Origin of the sequence: Bariatricus massiliensis (assembly GCF_900086725.1) — a bacterium.
GTDB classification, from domain to species: Bacteria; Bacillota; Clostridia; order Lachnospirales; family Lachnospiraceae; genus Allocoprococcus; species Allocoprococcus massiliensis.
The window spans coordinates 207004-224299 of the sequence record NZ_LT574836.1 but is presented as its reverse complement, the minus strand read 5'-3'; the positions used below and the strand labels follow the sequence as shown (position 1 = coordinate 224299).

The following is a 17296-nucleotide window of genomic DNA, read 5'->3' as shown; positions in this document are numbered from 1 at the left end:
CCCCTTTTGTTCTTTGCGCATTAGCATTTCAGTCCTCTACTTCAGTTCCCAAAAGGCGCAAGGGGACTGTGTCACACATTTACCACACACATCACTTCCTACGCTATTTGCCTTTTTTCCGCTTTCGTCCACATAGGAAGAGCCATATTCCGTATGTATACGGGCATTTTTCATCAACAGCTCATAACACTTGTGGCGGTCATATCCCTCTGTTGTCAGTGCGCCTGTAGGACAATGCTTCACGCACACCGCACAGGAACCATTTTTCTTATACAGACAGTATTCATCCGTCATAGGCTGATCAGGTTCTACCTCCAAATTAGTCACCAGCGTATTAAAACGCCCACAGCATCCACTCTTGGTGAGCAGCATATTATTAAGGCCAAAGCTTCCCAGACCGGCCGCATAAGCAAAATGGCGGTAAGACCAGTCGCTTTTTAGCCTCTTTTGGTCAAATGTTGCCGATTTTGGAGAAATTCCCGCATGCCATCCACGCATTTCCAACTGCTTAATCAGAAATGCGTTCAGATTTTTAAACATTGCGTTGGTCTCTTCATATGCCCTTGCCCATTCTGCCGAAGCGTACTGCGTTCCCGTCTCATTTGTCTCAGCCAGTTCGCGTGTAAACGGAACATAATAGACGATGACGACAGAGGCGTCCTCCAGTACATCTGTTGGAAGTTCATGTGTTGTATCTATAATCGTTTTCAGATTTAGGATATACGGATGCGACGCATCCGCAAAGCCAACCAACGGCTCTCCCCACTTTGTCACGATATCCGGCCGCTGTCCGTAGTTCTCTATATATTCACAAATCCATTGTCTGACCTGTTCTTTCATAAATCCTGTCTCCCCTCTTCATAATCTATTGATGATAATAATCTCATAATTCATTACTTACCCTACAAAATATCTTAGCATAAGTATCACTAAATTGCTATATTCTGACAGAACTAAACAAAAAACATTCCCAGAGGAAATCCGGCTGCCTGCGCCACTTGTTTCCTCTGGGAATGTTCCCACTTTTCTTATTCTTCAAAGGTTTCTTTCAATTTGTCCATGAAACCCTTTTTCTTAGTCTTCCCTTTATTTTCTGGGCTTCCGGTCTCCTGATTCAATGTATTTCCTGTCAGCTCATCAAATTTGCGCAAGGCTTCTTTGGCCTCCGGGCTCAGCTTTTCCGGGGTCTGGATGACCAGTGTCACATAGTGGTCTCCTCTTGTCTGTGGATTCCTCAGAGAAGGAACTCCCTTACCTTTTAAGCGCACCTTTGTATCGGTCTTAGTCCCCGCCTTAACTGTGTACAGGACATCTCCATCCACCGTTTTAATTCTCACATCGCCGCCCAAGGCTGCCTGTGCAAACGAAATCGGCGCCGTAGAGAAAATATGCACATCCTGACGCTGGAAAATCGGATGTCTGGAGACAGTAACCTCCACGAGAAGGTCGCCCCTCGGCCCGCCATTGGTACCCGGCTCGCCCTTTTCCCTGATTCGGACACTCTGCCCATTGTCAATACCGGCCGGAATTGATACCTTGATTTTTTTGCGGCTGGAAACAAAGCCAGTACCGCCACAATCCGAGCACTTCTCTTTGATAATCTTTCCGCTTCCGTGACAATCCGGACAGGTCTGGACATTCTGCACCGTCCCGAAAAATGATTGTGATGTATAGACCACCTGACCCTTTCCACCGCACTTTGAGCAAGTCTCCGGTGATGTCCCCGGCTTCGCCCCAGTTCCGCTGCAAGTCTGGCAGGGATCTTTCAATACTACGTCTATTTCTTTCTCACAGCCAAAGACTGCCTCTTCAAAAGTGATACGCACGCCCTTACGGATATTGGCGCCCTTCATGGGCCCGTTGCTCGCACGGCCGCCTCTTCTGCCCCCGCCGAACAAATCGCCAAATATGTCGCCAAATATATCGCTGAAATCTGCTCCGCTGAAGTCAAAGCCGCCGAAGCCGCCTGCTCCGCCCGCACCACCTTCAAAGGCAGCATGGCCAAACTGATCATACTGACGGCGCTTATCCGGATCACTCAGAACCGCATAGGCCTCAGATGCTTCTTTGAACTTTTTTTCAGCCTCTGTATCTCCCGGATTCATATCCGGATGGTATTTTTTCGCCAACGCCCTGTATGCTTTTTTCAAAGTCGCGTCGTCTGCATCTCTGGAGACACCTAAAACTTCATAGTAATCTCTTTTTGATTCTGCCATACTGTTTTACCTCATTTCGTATACATGGAAATCTGCAAGGCGGAAAACTCCGCCTTGCAGCAAATCGCTAAGTGCTTAGACTTCTTTATAATCTCCGTCTACTACGTCGTCGCCTGTGAAGCCTTCCGGAGCCGGTCCTGCTTCTGGTGCCGGTCCGCCCTGTGCACCTGCTGCCGCGCCTGCCTGCTCGTATACTTTGGTGAACAGCTTCTGTGCGCTCTCCATTAATTTTTCTTTTGCAGCCTTGATTTCAGCTACCTGCGCATCGGTAAGATCATCGGTGTTTGCCTTAGCCAAAATGTCTTTTAATGCCTGAACGTCAGCTTCTACTGCCGTCTTATCAGCGGCATCGATCTTGTCTCCTACTTCCTTCAGAGCTTTTTCTGTCTGGAATACCATGGCGTCCGCATCATTCTTTGTATCGATGCCTTCTTTACGCTTCTTATCCTGAGCCTCGAATTCAGCCGCTTCTTTTACAGCCTTGTCAATATCAGAATCGGACATATTAGAGCCTGCCGTGATTGTAATGTGCTGTTCTTTACCTGTACCTAAATCCTTAGCAGATACGTTTACGATACCGTTTGCATCGATGTCGAACGTAACTTCAATCTGAGGGATTCCACGTGGTGCCGGAGGAATTCCATCCAGACGGAACTGGCCGAGGGACTTGTTGTCTTTCGCGAACTGTCTTTCTCCTTGTACTACGTTGATATCAACTGCGGTCTGATTATCCGCTGCTGTGGAGAAAATCTGGCTTTTCTTAGTCGGAATCGTTGTATTTCTTTCAATCAGTCTTGTTGCCACGCCGCCCATAGTCTCAATAGAAAGTGAAAGCGGAGTAACATCCAGAAGGAGGATATCGCCTGCACCAGCATCGCCTGCCAGTTTACCGCCCTGAACAGATGCTCCCAATGCTACACATTCATCAGGATTGAGGCTCTTGCTCGGCTCTTTTCCTGTCAGTCGTTTTACTTCTTCCTGAACTGCCGGGATACGTGTAGAACCACCTACCAGCAGTACCTGCCCCAGTTCAGACGGTGCGATACCTGCGTCGGATAATGCACGTTTTACAGGCTCAGCTGTCTTCTCAACCAAGTCATGTGTAAGTTCATCGAATTTTGCTCTTGTCAGATTCATATCAAAATGCTTCGGTCCTTCTGATGTCGCAGTAATGAACGGAAGGTTGATATTTGTCGTAGTCGCAGAAGAAAGTTCCTTTTTAGCCTTTTCAGCCGCCTCTTTCAATCTCTGAAGCGCCATCTTATCTGAAGATAAGTCTACCCCTTCTTTTGCCTTGAAGTCTGCAAGCATATAGTCTGTAATCTTCTGGTCGAAATCATCTCCACCAAGACGGTTATTTCCGGCAGTAGAAAGAACTTCGATAACGCCATCACCAATCTCGATAATGGAAACGTCAAATGTACCGCCTCCAAGGTCGTATACCATGATCTTCTGTTCTTTTTCATTGTCCAGCCCATAAGCAAGCGCTGCCGCTGTCGGCTCGTTGATGATACGCTTAACATCAAGTCCGGCAATCTTACCTGCGTCTTTGGTTGCCTGACGCTGAGCGTCATTGAAATAAGCAGGAACAGTGATAACCGCTTCTGTTACTTTTTCTCCCAGATAACCTTCTGCGTCAGCTTTTAACTTCTGCAGAATCATAGCGGAGATTTCCTGCGGAGAATATTTCTTTCCGTCAATGTCAACTTTGTGATCCGTTCCCATCTCTCTTTTGATTGATGCGATTGTCTTCTCCGCGTTTGTTACAGCCTGACGTTTCGCCGGTTCTCCCACGAGACGTTCCCCCGTCTTTGTAAATGCTACCACAGACGGTGTTGTTCTTGCTCCTTCTGTATTTGCGATAACTACCGGCTGTCCGCCTTCCATAACCGCTACACAACTGTTTGTTGTTCCTAAATCAATACCAATGATTTTGCCCATGATGAATTTCCTCCTAAAATAATATTTGAAATTGTTATAATCTTTTTTATATAAAGTATACCTGCCTGAGGGAGGTACACGGTATAACATTAGTTCGCTACTTTGACCATACTGTGTCTCACGACACTATCCCTGTATGTGTAGCCCTTCTGGAATTCTTCGGCGACAATGTTTTCGCCAAATCCTTCATCTTCCACATGCATCACCGCATTGTGGAAATCCGGATTGAACTCCTGACCTACCGCTTCAATCGGCTTCACCCCGATTTCTTCCAGTGTAGTCATCAGTTGTTTATAGATCTTATCCATCCCTTGCATAAAGGGAGCGTCTTTTTCTTCCTCTGGCACGGACTGCAGTCCTCTCTCAAAGTTATCAACTACCGCAAGAATTTTTTCCACTACATCCTTAGCCCCAATTTCATACATCGCAGACTTTTCTTTTTCTGTCCGCTTCCTATAATTATCAAATTCCGCCATCTGGCGTGTGAGCTTATCGGTCAGTTCTTCTATTTTTTCATCCTTCTTATCCTTTTTCGGCTTCTTTTCAAAGAACTTTTTCTTCTTCGGTTCCTGCTCTTCCTCTGAGTCTTGGTTCTCCTCCTGTGTACCGTCAAGCTCTTCTGCTTCTCCTAACATTTCCTCCGCAGCTTCCTCTGCTTCTTTCTTGCTTTCCGCCGGTTCGGGAACTTCCTCCTGCGCCGCTTCACCTGCAGCTTTTTTTGCTTCCTCTACCGCTTCTTTTACCATTTCTTCTTGGCTCATCTTCTTATCCAACGGACTTCCACCTTTCTTATTTCATTCTTTTCTAACTTTTGTGCTAATCCCGCCTGTGATAGATTTCGTCCAGTTCAGCCATCAGTGTTTTCAGCGTTTTCATCACATGCTCATAATCCATACGCTTCGGTCCTACTATACCAATTGTTCCCTGCATACCTTCACCTAATTCATAGGTCGCAGTCACAACACTGCAGTCTTTCATATTTGCTACTTTGGACTCATCTCCAATATAAACCTGAATCCCTTTGTTTTCCGAACTCTGCATAGTCTGCGTCACCAATGCGGTCAGCTGCTGCTTCTCCTCAAAGGCACTGATTATCTCCTGCGCGCTCTGCTTATCACTGAGTTCAGGATATTTGAAAATATTGGTTGTGCCGCTTGTGTAAATCTCCATGTCATCACTGAGCTGGATGACATTGGCCACCGCATCCAGCACATCATTCATCACTCCGCTGTGGATGCCTGCCTGATCTTTCAGTCTAGCGATCAACCCAAGATTGATGGCCTCGATGGACATACCATTCAGCGTGGTATTGAGCAGCATATTCAGCTTCAATAAAGCTTCGCTGCCAAGAGGCTCATCGACAGTCACAATCTGATTTTTTACGATATTGCCTTCCATCACAATCACCGCGATCAGCTGTGTCTCATCAACTTGTGACAACTGGATGAACTTAATCTTGTTCCGGTTGTAAGTGGGAGTGGAAATCATAGTAGCGTAATTGGTATTGTTCGCCAATACTTTAGCCGCCTGTTTGAGAAGCTGATCCATCTTGTCTGCCTTCTCCAGCATCTGCTCTCTGATTTCAGTGACTTCCTGTTCTTTTTCGGCCATCAGCCTGTCTACATACCACCGATAACCTTGATCGGAAGGAATACGTCCTGCTGATGTATGAGGCTGCATAATGTAACCAAGCTCTTCCAAATCCGCCATCTCATTGCGGATGGTAGCTGAGCTGAGATTCAAATCCGTATATTTAGAAATTGTCCTGGAGCCTACCGGTTCGCCGGTCTCTAAATAATTCTGAATGATAGCATGTAAGATTTTACTCTTTCGCCCATCTAATTCATTGATTGATTCCATGTACGCCTCCTTTTATTTTGCTTATTAGCACTCGTTTGTTTTGAGTGCTAATATTTACTTCGTTTATAAATGTATCACTCTAAAATCACTTTGTCAACACTGTTTATAATTATTTTATTTATGAGTTCATTTTTTTAAATTAATCAGAACAAAGTGGACAAGTCCACTTCAACTCCCTATATCCCTCCCTCATAAGGGACTTGTACACTTTGCGCGCCAATGTGCGGCTGCGAAGCAGCTTTCCTCTGCACATTGTGTGCATCCCCCCGGAGGGTTTTATTATATTAGGAAAGTTCGAAGGACTTTCCTATATAATAAAAAATACCTTCTACATAATATTGCAGAAGGTATCTTATGCCTTATTCTTTATCCTGTTCTCTCATCCAGACTGTCAGCTCATCTCTTTTACAATCCAAATAGCTTTTCCATGCCTTCTTATCGACAAATGGATTTTCCGCGGGGTGGTCCAGCATGTACTTACGTTTATTGAGTAAATCTACATTAGATACATGATTTCCTATAAAGATATCCACCTGTTCATCCCTGACCTTTTTTAGAGAATCTAAATACACCTTTCTCATATCAAAATCAGTATCGCCCAATTGCAGCAAAAAATCCTTTTGCAGCGTGTTAAATCCAAACCCTCCATAATAGCCGGCACGCTTTTTCTCCACTCCATCCGTCACCTCAAAAAAGCAGGCTATGCATCCTTTCGTGTGTCCCGGAACAAGGCGGAACTTTACCTCCACATTTCCAAATCTATAAAAATCACCGTCTTCGATTTCCACGTCTATATCCGCCAGAGTGTCCATGCAGTTCCCGCTTTCCTGAATCATGCTGAGATACGGTGTTTGGCGAAACATGCGGGCGTCCGGTGCACCCAGATAAATCTTAGTCCCGAACATGCGCTGGAAGAAACCTGCCGCGCCGAAATGATCCACATGGCCATGGGAAAGTATGATCCACTTCACATCCGCAGGATTAAATCCCATTTCCCAAATAGATTGCACCAGCATCGCCTGTGCACCACTGTTGCCCGCATCCAGCATAAGCAGGCCGGCGCCGGTGTCTATCAAATGTACGCATACCCAGCTGTCACCTACATAATATAAATTTCCATAGATTCGAAAAGGCTTCACATACCGCTTTTCCTGATTGACCCAAAAACGTCCTGTGGGACGTCCCTTAATTTCATTCTGGCCTTCTAAATACTTTTTATAATCTGATTGCATTGACATAACAAATCATCCTCCCCGGTACTTTTAAAAAAGTACTATCAGGCTGCTCACGGTCACTACTGCAATCATAATAACGAGTAGCGGACCGCCTATTTTTACAAAATCTGAAAATTTATAACCTGCCGGCAATATCTGCATATTAACCGCAGTACCATAAGAAGTAGCAATTGCAAGATTCGAACATGCGGCGATAACAATGACCCACGGAATGGGACTGATGCCAAGTGACAAGGCCATAGCAATGCAGATAGGGCTGAGCATGGCCGCTGTAGCGTTGTTCGACATAAAGTTCGTCAGGATGCTGGTCAGCACTGCAATTACAATCGTCAGAACCACAATAGAAGCACTCTTTCCTCCGAACAGGTTCAGCACAAAATTGGCAATCAAAGCTCCCCCGCCCGACACATCCAAACCTGTGCCAAGCCCTGCAATCCCTCCGATTGTGATCAGTACATCCCAAGGCAGTTCAGAGTAAGCTTTACCCACCGGCAGACACCCTGTTCCCAATACAATGGCAGCTCCCAGCATTCCGATTACACCGATGTTAAAGTGACTGTTAAAAGGCGCAAATCCGCTAACTACAAACAGGAAAATACACAGCAGCATGGTCCCCAGCGCTACATTTCCTTTCCACTTAGGTACATCCGCATATTGATCGTCCTGAGCGCCCACAGGCACGGTGGCATACATGTTGCCCTTATTGAAATCCGGGCTCTCGGGCTTTAGCACTTTTTTCAGCAGTGTATAGCCAATCGTTCCCCAGAAGATAATCTGGACAATCGCTGCCGGAACCATGACCTTTGCGGTATCGAACATCCCCAGACCGGCCTCAAATCCGTCATATCCCTGAAGTACCGCGTTTGCGGCAAGCTGTGATGTGGAGCCCACAAGCGTACACGCTCCTCCGATAATAGCGGCAGTCCCTGCCGGAAATATTACCATTTTAGAGCGGATATGGCCGCCTGAGCCGGCCGCTACCACCGCGATAAGCGGCATCCAGATAGCCACGGTTCCATTGTTGCTCATAAATGCAGACATCAAAGTGCACACTGCACTGGCAGTAATAATGAAGCGCCTCTCCGTCTTTGCCAGAAAAGAATTCCCGATCAAATCTCCTATGCGCTTGGCGACCCCCGTCTCGAACAGCGCGGCGCTTACAATACACATTCCTACTACCATAGCCCACCCGGGAGCAGAAAAGCCGGCATACACCGACGAGAGTTCCATCTCCGGTATGAAGATTCCCATTGCCACGGAACTCCCCATTGCAACAACACTCATGGGAAGTTTATTCATCATAAATAGTATGATGGTGACAGCCGCTATAATAATTGCAATAATACTTGAGTCCATATTTTTCATTCCTCCATTATGTTATTCTATACTTCTTCCCATTCTGTACCTGCCCACCTCGGGTGCTCATATACTGTTTTGTCAGCCACATAGGGCCACTTTTTCCCATTTGCAACTGCCAGACAGCCCTTCACGCACATCTGCGCCATCTTTATGACCGCTTCTCTTGTCTGTGCCGCCGAGTGCGGGCTGACTATCAGGTTCGGACAATTCAGCATAGGATCGTCTGCTTTCGGCGGTTCATTGCAGAATACATCCGTCCCCGCCCCCGCAATAATACCATTCTTTAATGCCTGTACTAACTGGTCCTCATCGATGATTCCCCCTCTGCTGCAGTTGATGAGAAGGGCAGTTTTTTTCATCAGCTTTAATTCTTCCCCCGAAATCATATTTTTTGTCTGTTCTGTGAGCGGCACATGGATGCTGACAACGTCGCTGTCTCTCAAAAGTTCTCTGTAATCTTCATAGAATACCGCGCCGCAGTCCTCGACTTGATTTCTCGTCATAAACGGGTCGTAAGCCGCAATCTTCATTCCGCACCCACTGCAGATTTTGGCCGTTTCACGGCCAATTGCCCCGAGCCCCAGTATCCCTATTGTTTTTCCTTCCAGCTCAAAAGCCTTTTTTGCGCCCCTGATTTCCCAGTTACCCGCACACAGTTCTGTCTGTCCCTCTATCAAATTTTTAGACAGTGCAAACATCATTGCCACCGCATGTTCCGCCACACTTCTATTATTGGCTCCGGGCGTAATTACAACTGGTATCCCGTGGGCAGACGCCGTCTTGACATCCACAGTATCATATCCTACGCCTGTACGCCCAATCACCTTCAAATTAGGGCTGTTCTCAATCACATGGCCGTCACATTTGGCAATACGCACGATCAATGCGTCCGCCTCCCTCATCTCATTCAGATAATTGTTGGGGTCTTGATTATCCGCCACATAAATATCGGCTTTTCCTTCAAGCATCTTCATCCCTTCTGGACAGACTGCCTGCGTCATAACAAATTTCATCTGTGCTGTCTCCTCTCTTCCTTTTCTTTTTAATTCATTCCTTTTTCTGAATTTTCTTTCAAGACCTTATCGAGCGCCTCAATCCCTTCACCGCAGAGATAGTTGAAAGGCCTGCGGCAGTCACCGACGGGATATCCCAGCATGGAAACAGCTTTTTTTACAACGGTATTCGGATTGCCATATTTGAACACCGCCCGGAAGCTTGCGATAGAATCCTGCGCCGCCTCAGCCTCCTCCAGCTTTCCTTCCATATACAGATTGTAAATAGAAGAAAGTACATGGGGGTATACATTAGAGCATCCTGCGATTCCTCCCCGTCCTCCTTCCTTCAAGCACGGAAGAATCAAGGAGTCGTTGCCTGAAAGCACATAAAAATCTTTGTCCAGTTCACGAGTCAGGGTGATATAGGCTTTCAGATTCTCCCAATCCCCGCTGGAATCTTTTGCTCCTACAATTACGTCAACATCTTTTGCCAATTTTGCGACGGTCTCCGGAAGCAGCTTATTGCCTGTCCGGGCCGGAATATTGTAAAGCACAATGGGAGTGTCCACATGTTTTGCCACCTCTACATAATGATCGTACAATTCTTTTTGTGACGCAACCGCAAAGCTCGGTGTGATAATCGAAAGTACATCTGCCCCTAGTTCCTCTGCCTTTTTGCTCATTCGGATTGTATCGGCTGTTGAAATGCAGCCGGAGCCTGCGTATACTGGCACTCTTCCTTTCACTCTGGCTATAGCCGCCTCCAAGACCTCTGTTTTTTCATTTTCATTTAATATGTAACCTTCACCATTTGTCCCAAAGGGAAAAATACCATGTACTCCACCGTCAATGAGACGGTCGATCTGTCTGCATAACTCGTCCAGATTCACACTCTCATCAGCGTTCATCGGTGTCAAAATAGGTGTGATAATTCCTTTTAATTCCGTTTTTTTCATTCCCATGTCCTCCTTGAATTAAATATTCTCTTTTAATATTTTTTGTGCGGTCTTGCACAGTATATCCACAGTTCCAAATCCGCCTGATTTTGAAATGACCTGCTGCCGGCGCCCATTCCATTCCAGCATCGAGACGACCACTCCCTGTCCGGCCTCACAAACAGGCTCTATCTGTGTACAGCCAATCAGCCTCATACATCCCATCAGCGTGTCTCCTCCGGTCATCAGTACCGTGGCATCCATTTGCCGCTCTATAATTTCCCTGACTATACAGCCATGCGCGCAGGCAATCAGACGCCGTACATCCTCCTTTGCCACATTATGACCGTGTAAATATTTTTCTTTTTCTTCTTCTATATCAAAGGTATCCACAATCATCTTTTTTTCCGTCTGCAAATTTGAACAGATTTCATCCAAAAAACGCTTTCCTTCTGAAGTACTATAATACGCGGGACTCAGTTTCTGCTCCATAGTCAAATGCCTGCGGACAAATCCGCCTTTGTTCTCCGCATATTCTACTTGTTCTTCGGTTATCTTATTTAAGCTTCCACAGGCAATATAAATACTGTCTGTCTTACGAAACTTTTTTACTATTGTCCGGTGAAAAGAGAGCTTCTCCGCCAAACAATCCGCCAGAGCCGCGCACCCCGCGACCAGCTTCAAGCCGGCGTCTCCCAGCAGTTCCTCTACCCTTCTGTCCATATCTTCTGCCGTTGCGACATCACATACCGCAATCTGCTGCCCCTTCATCCAGTCTGTACCGGTCTGGGCACGTTCTGTGCCCCCAAGACATATTACCGGTATCTCACTTTGCGTCCGGATTATATCCGGAATATAGGATAATGTTGTCGGCTCGAAAGGGTCATTGCCAAAAACACTGTCCTGCAGAAGCCTCCCTTGGATATATTGGGTTCCGTCCACTGTTATTCTATCTATCTCAGGGTATGCAGGCAGGAAATAGAGTGTATGCCCGGGCTGTGCGTCCGCCACGGCCTGAAGTTCTGCGCCTATATTGCCCCGAAGAGCAGAGTCCGTCTTCTTAAAAATGAGGCTGGCCCCCATCTCAACTGCCCAGAGGGCCGTCTCGTTTACAACCCGATACGCATCATCCGGTGACATCGGTCTGGATTCCGTGTCCACTACAAGAACCTCTGTATCCTTTTTTATCTTCCTGCTTTCCGGTCTGCACTCTGTAAATATTTGTGTCCTGATTCCGCGTTTTGCAAATTGTATTCCTGTATCCAACGCTCCGGTAAAATCGTCCGCTATGACCAACAGCTTCACCATGCTATCTCCCCCATTAATTTCTATTTACTGCGAGCCGAATAGCATAGTCTATAGAATTTACAAGGCTTACCTCACTGGATTCCCCTGTGCCCGCCAAATCAAATCCGGTTCCATGATCCACCGATACTCTGATGACAGGAATCCCCAGTGTCACATTGACTCCGGCTACCGCGTCCCACTTCTTTAAACTTTTGTTATATACAAAGCCTTTTACTTTCAGAGGAATATGGCCTTGATCGTGATACATGGCTACAACGATATCATACCACCCGCCCAATGCCTTCGAGAAAATACTGTCCGGCGGCGTCGGCTTCTTCTCAGGGATACAGATTCCCTCCTCCATGGCAGCGTCGATGGCGGGCTGTATCTCTTCTATTTCTTCTACTCCGAACATGCCATTTTCTCCACAGTGGGGATTGAGTCCGGCCACACCGATTTTCGGTTCTGTGATGCCAATCGCTTTGCAGGCATCATTGGCGATTCGTATTACCTCCAGCACCCGGTCTTTCTTCACTCTGTCACAGGCCTGCCTCAGTGACACATGTGTAGATACATGAACGACACGCAGTTCTTCATGTGCCAGCATCATCGTATACTTATCCGTATGTGTATAGTCTGCATAGATCTCTGTGTGCCCGGAATAATGGTGTCCCGCCATGTTAATTGCTTCTTTATTGATAGCATTTGTCACGGTGGCGTCTATCTCACCTTTGAGTGCCAGCTCTATCACTTTGACTACATACTGGAAGGCCGCCTCCCCGCACATTTTTGATAATTTCCCATAGACATGCCTTTGCATATCTACGAGCCCCATATCATAAACGTCGATAATCCCCGGCTCGAAGCAGGCGTCCTTCACTTCTTTTATAGGATGGATTTTTATGTGGCTGCTTTTATTTACCAGACTCACCGCCTGCTCCATACAGCCTGCGTCACCTATGACGACCGGACGGCACTTCTCATACACTGCCGGATCAGACAGCGCCTTCACTGTGATTTCCGCCCCGTTACCGGCCGGGTCTCCCATAGTAATTCCAATAATAGGTCTCTTCTTCATGACTGTTCCCTTTCCTTATTTCAAAACTTTAAGATAAATATTGCGGATATCTTCGAGACTTAAGGACTTCCTGTTATTGACAAGCAGACGCTGCTGTTTACTTCCTGCGTCTACGAGAACATCCAGATCCGCCCGTTTTACACCGAATTCACTTAAATCCGTAGGAATACCGGTGTCCTTTACAATGCCCGCAATTTGGCCGATGATATATCTGGCTTTGTCATTGGTGCTCTCCTCTACTTTCTGAGGATATACAATGTCACATAGCTGTGCCAGCCGTTCCTCACAGGCTTTCATGTTGAACTCCATCACATGTGCAAACAAGATTGCGTTGGACACCCCGTGTGCAATATGGTATTTTCCACCCAGCGGATAAGATAAGGCATGAACTGCTGTCGTTCCGCTTCCTGTAATCGCCACGCCGCCATAGAAAGCACCGAGAAGCATGTTATTTTTCGCCTCCATGTTGTCGGGATTATGATACGCCTCCCTGATATTATGAAATATCAGTTTTGCCCCCGCCGCGGCATAGGTGTCGGAAAAGGGAGTTGCCTTCTTTGACGTAAAGCATTCTACCACATGGGCCAGTGCATCGACCCCTGTCGCCGCTACAATCGATTTCGGAAGCCCGCGTATCATCTGCGCGTCCAGCAGCACATAGTCCGGTATCATATTGTCATTTACAATTCCTTTCTTTGACTGCTCTTCCGGAACTGCCACAATAGCGTTGCAGGTGGCCTCCGAGCCAGTCCCACACGTTGTAGGTATCATAACAGTCCGCACCATTTTCACAGCCTGTGACGGCTCGTCCAGCAAATCCTTCACCGTGTAGCGTGCCCCTTTTAAAACACTACACAGCTTTGCGGCATCCATGACACTGCCTCCGCCAAGTGCAATGATAAGTTCTCCATCGTATCCTTCCACTTCCTTCACGACCCGCTCCACATCCTGATATGCAGGTTCCGGTGTCAAATCATCAAACACCTGATATTCCACTTTCGTCTTGTCGAGAAGGCTTGTGAGCATATCCAGAAGACCAGCGGCACGCACCCCCTTGTCAGTAAAAACGATTATTCGCCGCGCGCCTTCCTTCTCCACAATCCCTTTTACATTTTCTATGCATCCCACACCACCATAGATACAGGATGGAATTTTAATTTGAAAACTCATTTTCGTCCTCCTTTTTGTTCTATATTGAAACATTATTTCTTTTTATGTTCTTTAAATTTATAATACTCCCTGTGTATTTCTATCTCAAGTTTTAATTTTATTATTTTTGTATTATTTTAAAACAGTATTCTCACAAAAACGTTGCATTTTAAAACATTTCAACTTATAATAAACATATATTTCATAATCAATTGCTCTCAAAGGGGGAAGATTCTATGCAGAAAATAAAGATACTTGCCGTCGCACCCTATGAAGGAATGGCAGAAGCCATCAGTTCCATCGCCGGAACCTTCAATGACATTGAATTGACCGTTCAGATCGGTGATTTAGATACCGGAAGAAAAATTGCTGTTGAATTGGCACATAAAAATTATGATGTTATTATTTCCCGGGGCGGGACCGCCGAATTGATTCGTTCTACCGTTGAGATTCCAGTGATAGATATTTCCATTTCCGGCTATGACATTCTCCGTGCAATCAAACTTGCGGAGACTTATTCCGGCAGATATGTTATCGCCGGATTTTCAGGAATTACCGGAAGCGCCCGTGTGCTGTGCGATCTGCTCCAATACGATATCGACATCCTCACATTTACCGGTGAGGAGGATGCCCTCCCTGCGCTGCGGGATGCCGAAAAACGAGGCTGTACTCTTACTCTCGGTGATATGACCGCCGTCAGCGCGGCCAAAAAACTTGGTATGAATTCCATTCTTATTTCTTCCGGAACGGAGAGTATCAAAACCGCAATTGAGGGGGCTGTAAAGCTCGTGCGCTCCTCTCTTCATGTACACAAACAGAAGGACTTGTTTCAGGCACTTCTCACAGACCAAGAACAAGAATTCTTGATTTATGACCCAGCAGGCAGTCTGTGGTTCTCCAGCCTTGCCGTGGACGAGATGAATGACTCATTGATGAACCTTGTGCAGACTTATCTAAAAGCATTTTTAAAAGTTCCCGACCAGACCGTTGCCCGTCAGATCCGCGACAAAGTTTATACGATCAGCAGCCGTCATCTGTACTACAGTGGGCAAAAATATACAGCTGTCATAATCCGGCTGACAGATGCAATAATTGCAGAGGAAAATCCGGAAATCAAAATATACAACAAACCGGATTACCTGGCTGAAGATTCTCCGACTTACTACAGCAGCTCAAGCCGCACCGGGGACACGGCTTATATGATAGAAGAATACAGCAGGAGCAAACTGCCGGTCCTGATCGCAGGGGAAACAGGAACCGGGAAGGATAAAGTGGCCTCTATGATGTACGAAAACGGCCCCTTCGCCCATTCCCCTTTCTATGTGATCGACTGTAAGTTCATGGGCGAGCGGAAATGGAACAATTTACTCACCAGTGATAATTCTCCCCTCAGCTCGCTGCACGCCACTATATACATCAAAAATTGTGACACATTATCGAAAGTACAACTGGAGAAACTATTTTCTTATGTGGAAAGTACGAATCTTATCAAAAGAAACCGATTGATATTCTCTCTTGTCACCCGGCATGGAGAACCACATGACACCGACTGCGTACGCACTTGTCTGGAAAACCGTCTGTCATGTCTGACACTGCTGCTGCCTCCATTGCGGGAGCGGCTTTCCGACTTTTCCAGCATAGCCGCCTTATATCTCCATAAATTAAATGTGTCTCTGGGCAAACAGATTATCGGATTTGAGACGGAAGCCATGGAAGTAATGACCTCATATCAATGGCCCGGCAACCTCGACCAGCTCCACCGCGTCCTGAAAGAATTAGTCACTCTCACATCTACTCCATACATTTCTTACAGGGTGGTGAAAAATATTATAGCGCAAGAGCCTTCCTCCCATGCCGATAGTTTTACCACCTCTTTGGATTTGACGCAGACACTGGATGACATCAATTATCAAATCATACAGACGGTGTTGAAAGAAGAGCAGGGAAACAAAGAAAAGACTTCCAAACGGCTTGGCATCAGCAGAAGTACACTTTGGCGGCTGTTGAAAAGCCGGGACATTAAAGCATAACACACAAAGGGACGGGCCGCCTACCCGCAGCCCGTCCCTCTGGAACTTTTTAAAACATAAATTCTACAAATACTGCATTGCTGACATCAATTCCCCGTTCGGTCAGCCTGATGGCATCCCCGTCTTCTTCCAGCAATTCTAAGCTTATCAGCTTCTCTATCTGCTCTCCGTAGATTTCTTCTATTCCAACATGAAAATATCCGCAGAATTTTTCTTTTGATATCCCGTCTATTTTGCGGAGCCCCAAGAACATGAATTCCTCCATCTCTTCCTCTGTGCTCAGCGGAGGAGCCTTGAACTTTTCCTGAAACGACTCTTCATATTCCTGCATTGTCTCCGGGTTTGTAAACCGGGTCATCTTCCCCGGTTCCCCTCCGCTCTCAGGAAAAAAGGAAGCTGCGCCTATTCCGAAGCCCAGATAGGGTACCCTGTCCCAATAGCCAAGATTATGTCTGCATTCATGACCGTCCCGTGCATAATTGGATATCTCATATCGCTTGTATCCGGTTTTCCCCAGCACCTCTGCCGTCAGCCGGTACATCTGCCGCTCTTCTTCTTCGCCCGGCAATTCGGCTTCTCTCCGCCGGTCATCCTCCCCATACCATTCGTAAAAGCGTGTCCCCGGCTCTATAATCAGACTGTAGGCGGAGATATGCTCCGGCTTTAAAGCTGCCACCGTCTCAAGAGCCTCCTGCCAGCTTCTTGGAGACTGCCCCGGTATGGCAGAAATCAAATCAATATTGATATTTTCGAACCCTGCGTCTCTTGCCATTCGGTAAGATTGCAGAAATTCCTCATAGGTGTGTATTCTGCCCAGCATCTTTAATTCGTCGTCGTGAACGGACTGAAGGCCTATGCTCAGACGGTTGACGCCAGTCTGCCTATAGCGCTCCAGCTTGTCCTCTGTCACGGTTCCCGGATTCATCTCCACAGTAATCTCTGCGTCTCCAGCAATCCTGAAATTTTTGCGGATTTTACCCATAATCCGTGTCATCTGGGCTCCGTCCAGAAGGGAAGGCGTGCCCCCTCCGAAAAATATGCTGGTGACGTCAAAGTCTTCCACACGGCTGCCGCAGGACTCGATTTCCCTGCACAGCGCCGCCACGTAAGCCTCTCTTTCCTCTGCAGTCGAAGGCGCAGATAAGAAATCACAATACGCGCACTTTTTTATACAGAAAGGAATATGAACATATATCTCCAATGGTGGCATC

General features: G+C 46.7%; 14 protein-coding genes. 1 reads left to right on the top strand and 13 read right to left on the bottom strand.

All coding sequences use genetic code 11. The features are described 5' to 3' along the window. Nucleotides 1-36: 36 nt before the first annotated feature. From BN6465_RS02675 to BN6465_RS02620, 12 genes are all read right to left on the bottom strand, one after another. The gene (locus BN6465_RS02675) at nucleotides 37-840 is read right to left on the bottom strand and encodes an epoxyqueuosine reductase (RefSeq protein WP_066731455.1); all 804 of its coding nucleotides are present in this window, start codon (nucleotides 838-840) and stop codon (nucleotides 37-39) included. Nucleotides 841-1028: 188 nt separating this feature from the next. Beyond that, nucleotides 1029-2216, bottom strand: a complete 1188-nt coding sequence (dnaJ, locus tag BN6465_RS02670; protein ID WP_066731454.1) for a molecular chaperone DnaJ — start codon at nucleotides 2214-2216, stop codon at nucleotides 1029-1031. A gap of 75 nt (nucleotides 2217-2291) precedes the next feature. Beyond that, on the bottom strand, nucleotides 2292-4157 hold the full coding sequence (gene dnaK / locus BN6465_RS02665) for a molecular chaperone DnaK (RefSeq protein ID WP_066731452.1): 1866 nt from the start codon (nucleotides 4155-4157) through the stop codon (nucleotides 2292-2294). Between the two features lie 89 nt (nucleotides 4158-4246). After that, nucleotides 4247-4918, bottom strand: coding sequence for a nucleotide exchange factor GrpE (grpE, locus tag BN6465_RS02660; protein ID WP_066732734.1), 672 nt, complete (start codon nucleotides 4916-4918; stop codon nucleotides 4247-4249). A gap of 55 nt (nucleotides 4919-4973) precedes the next feature. Continuing rightward, a complete protein-coding gene (hrcA, locus tag BN6465_RS02655) occupies nucleotides 4974-6017 on the bottom strand; it encodes a heat-inducible transcriptional repressor HrcA (RefSeq protein WP_066731451.1) in 1044 nt (347 codons plus the stop codon). A 359-nt stretch (nucleotides 6018-6376) separates the two neighbouring features. Then, nucleotides 6377-7255, bottom strand: coding sequence for an MBL fold metallo-hydrolase (locus tag BN6465_RS02650; RefSeq protein WP_227183674.1), 879 nt, complete (start codon nucleotides 7253-7255; stop codon nucleotides 6377-6379). Between the two features lie 24 nt (nucleotides 7256-7279). Then, a complete protein-coding gene (locus tag BN6465_RS02645; RefSeq protein WP_066731446.1) occupies nucleotides 7280-8608 on the bottom strand; it encodes an SLC13 family permease in 1329 nt (442 codons plus the stop codon). A 26-nt stretch (nucleotides 8609-8634) separates the two neighbouring features. After that, complete coding sequence (locus BN6465_RS02640) at nucleotides 8635-9624, bottom strand: hydroxyacid dehydrogenase (protein WP_066731444.1); 990 nt, start codon at nucleotides 9622-9624, stop codon at nucleotides 8635-8637. A 29-nt stretch (nucleotides 9625-9653) separates the two neighbouring features. Then, nucleotides 9654-10562 carry a 4-hydroxy-tetrahydrodipicolinate synthase gene (dapA, locus tag BN6465_RS02635; protein WP_066731441.1) on the bottom strand — a complete coding sequence of 303 codons (909 nt, stop codon included), beginning with the start codon at nucleotides 10560-10562 and terminating at the stop codon, nucleotides 9654-9656. 18 nt (nucleotides 10563-10580) lie between these two features. Then, the gene (locus BN6465_RS02630) at nucleotides 10581-11849 is read right to left on the bottom strand and encodes a four-carbon acid sugar kinase family protein (RefSeq protein ID WP_066731440.1); all 1269 of its coding nucleotides are present in this window, start codon (nucleotides 11847-11849) and stop codon (nucleotides 10581-10583) included. A gap of 13 nt (nucleotides 11850-11862) precedes the next feature. Beyond that, entirely contained in the window at nucleotides 11863-12906 is a 1044-nt protein-coding gene (gene pdxA / locus BN6465_RS02625; RefSeq protein ID WP_066731438.1) for a 4-hydroxythreonine-4-phosphate dehydrogenase PdxA, read from the bottom strand. Between the two features lie 15 nt (nucleotides 12907-12921). Further along, nucleotides 12922-14076: an iron-containing alcohol dehydrogenase gene (locus BN6465_RS02620; protein ID WP_066731436.1), complete on the bottom strand. Its 1155-nt coding sequence runs from the start codon at nucleotides 14074-14076 to the stop codon at nucleotides 12922-12924. A gap of 215 nt (nucleotides 14077-14291) precedes the next feature. On the opposite strand from BN6465_RS02620, the gene BN6465_RS02615 reads away from it, so the two are divergent. Further along, on the top strand, nucleotides 14292-16085 hold the full coding sequence (locus BN6465_RS02615; protein ID WP_066731434.1) for a sigma-54-dependent transcriptional regulator: 1794 nt from the start codon (nucleotides 14292-14294) through the stop codon (nucleotides 16083-16085). Between the two features lie 49 nt (nucleotides 16086-16134). Here BN6465_RS02615 and hemW read toward each other — a convergent pair whose 3' ends face one another. Continuing rightward, the gene (gene hemW, locus BN6465_RS02610; RefSeq protein ID WP_066732730.1) at nucleotides 16135-17295 is read right to left on the bottom strand and encodes a radical SAM family heme chaperone HemW; all 1161 of its coding nucleotides are present in this window, start codon (nucleotides 17293-17295) and stop codon (nucleotides 16135-16137) included. Nucleotide 17296 lies beyond the last annotated feature (1 nt).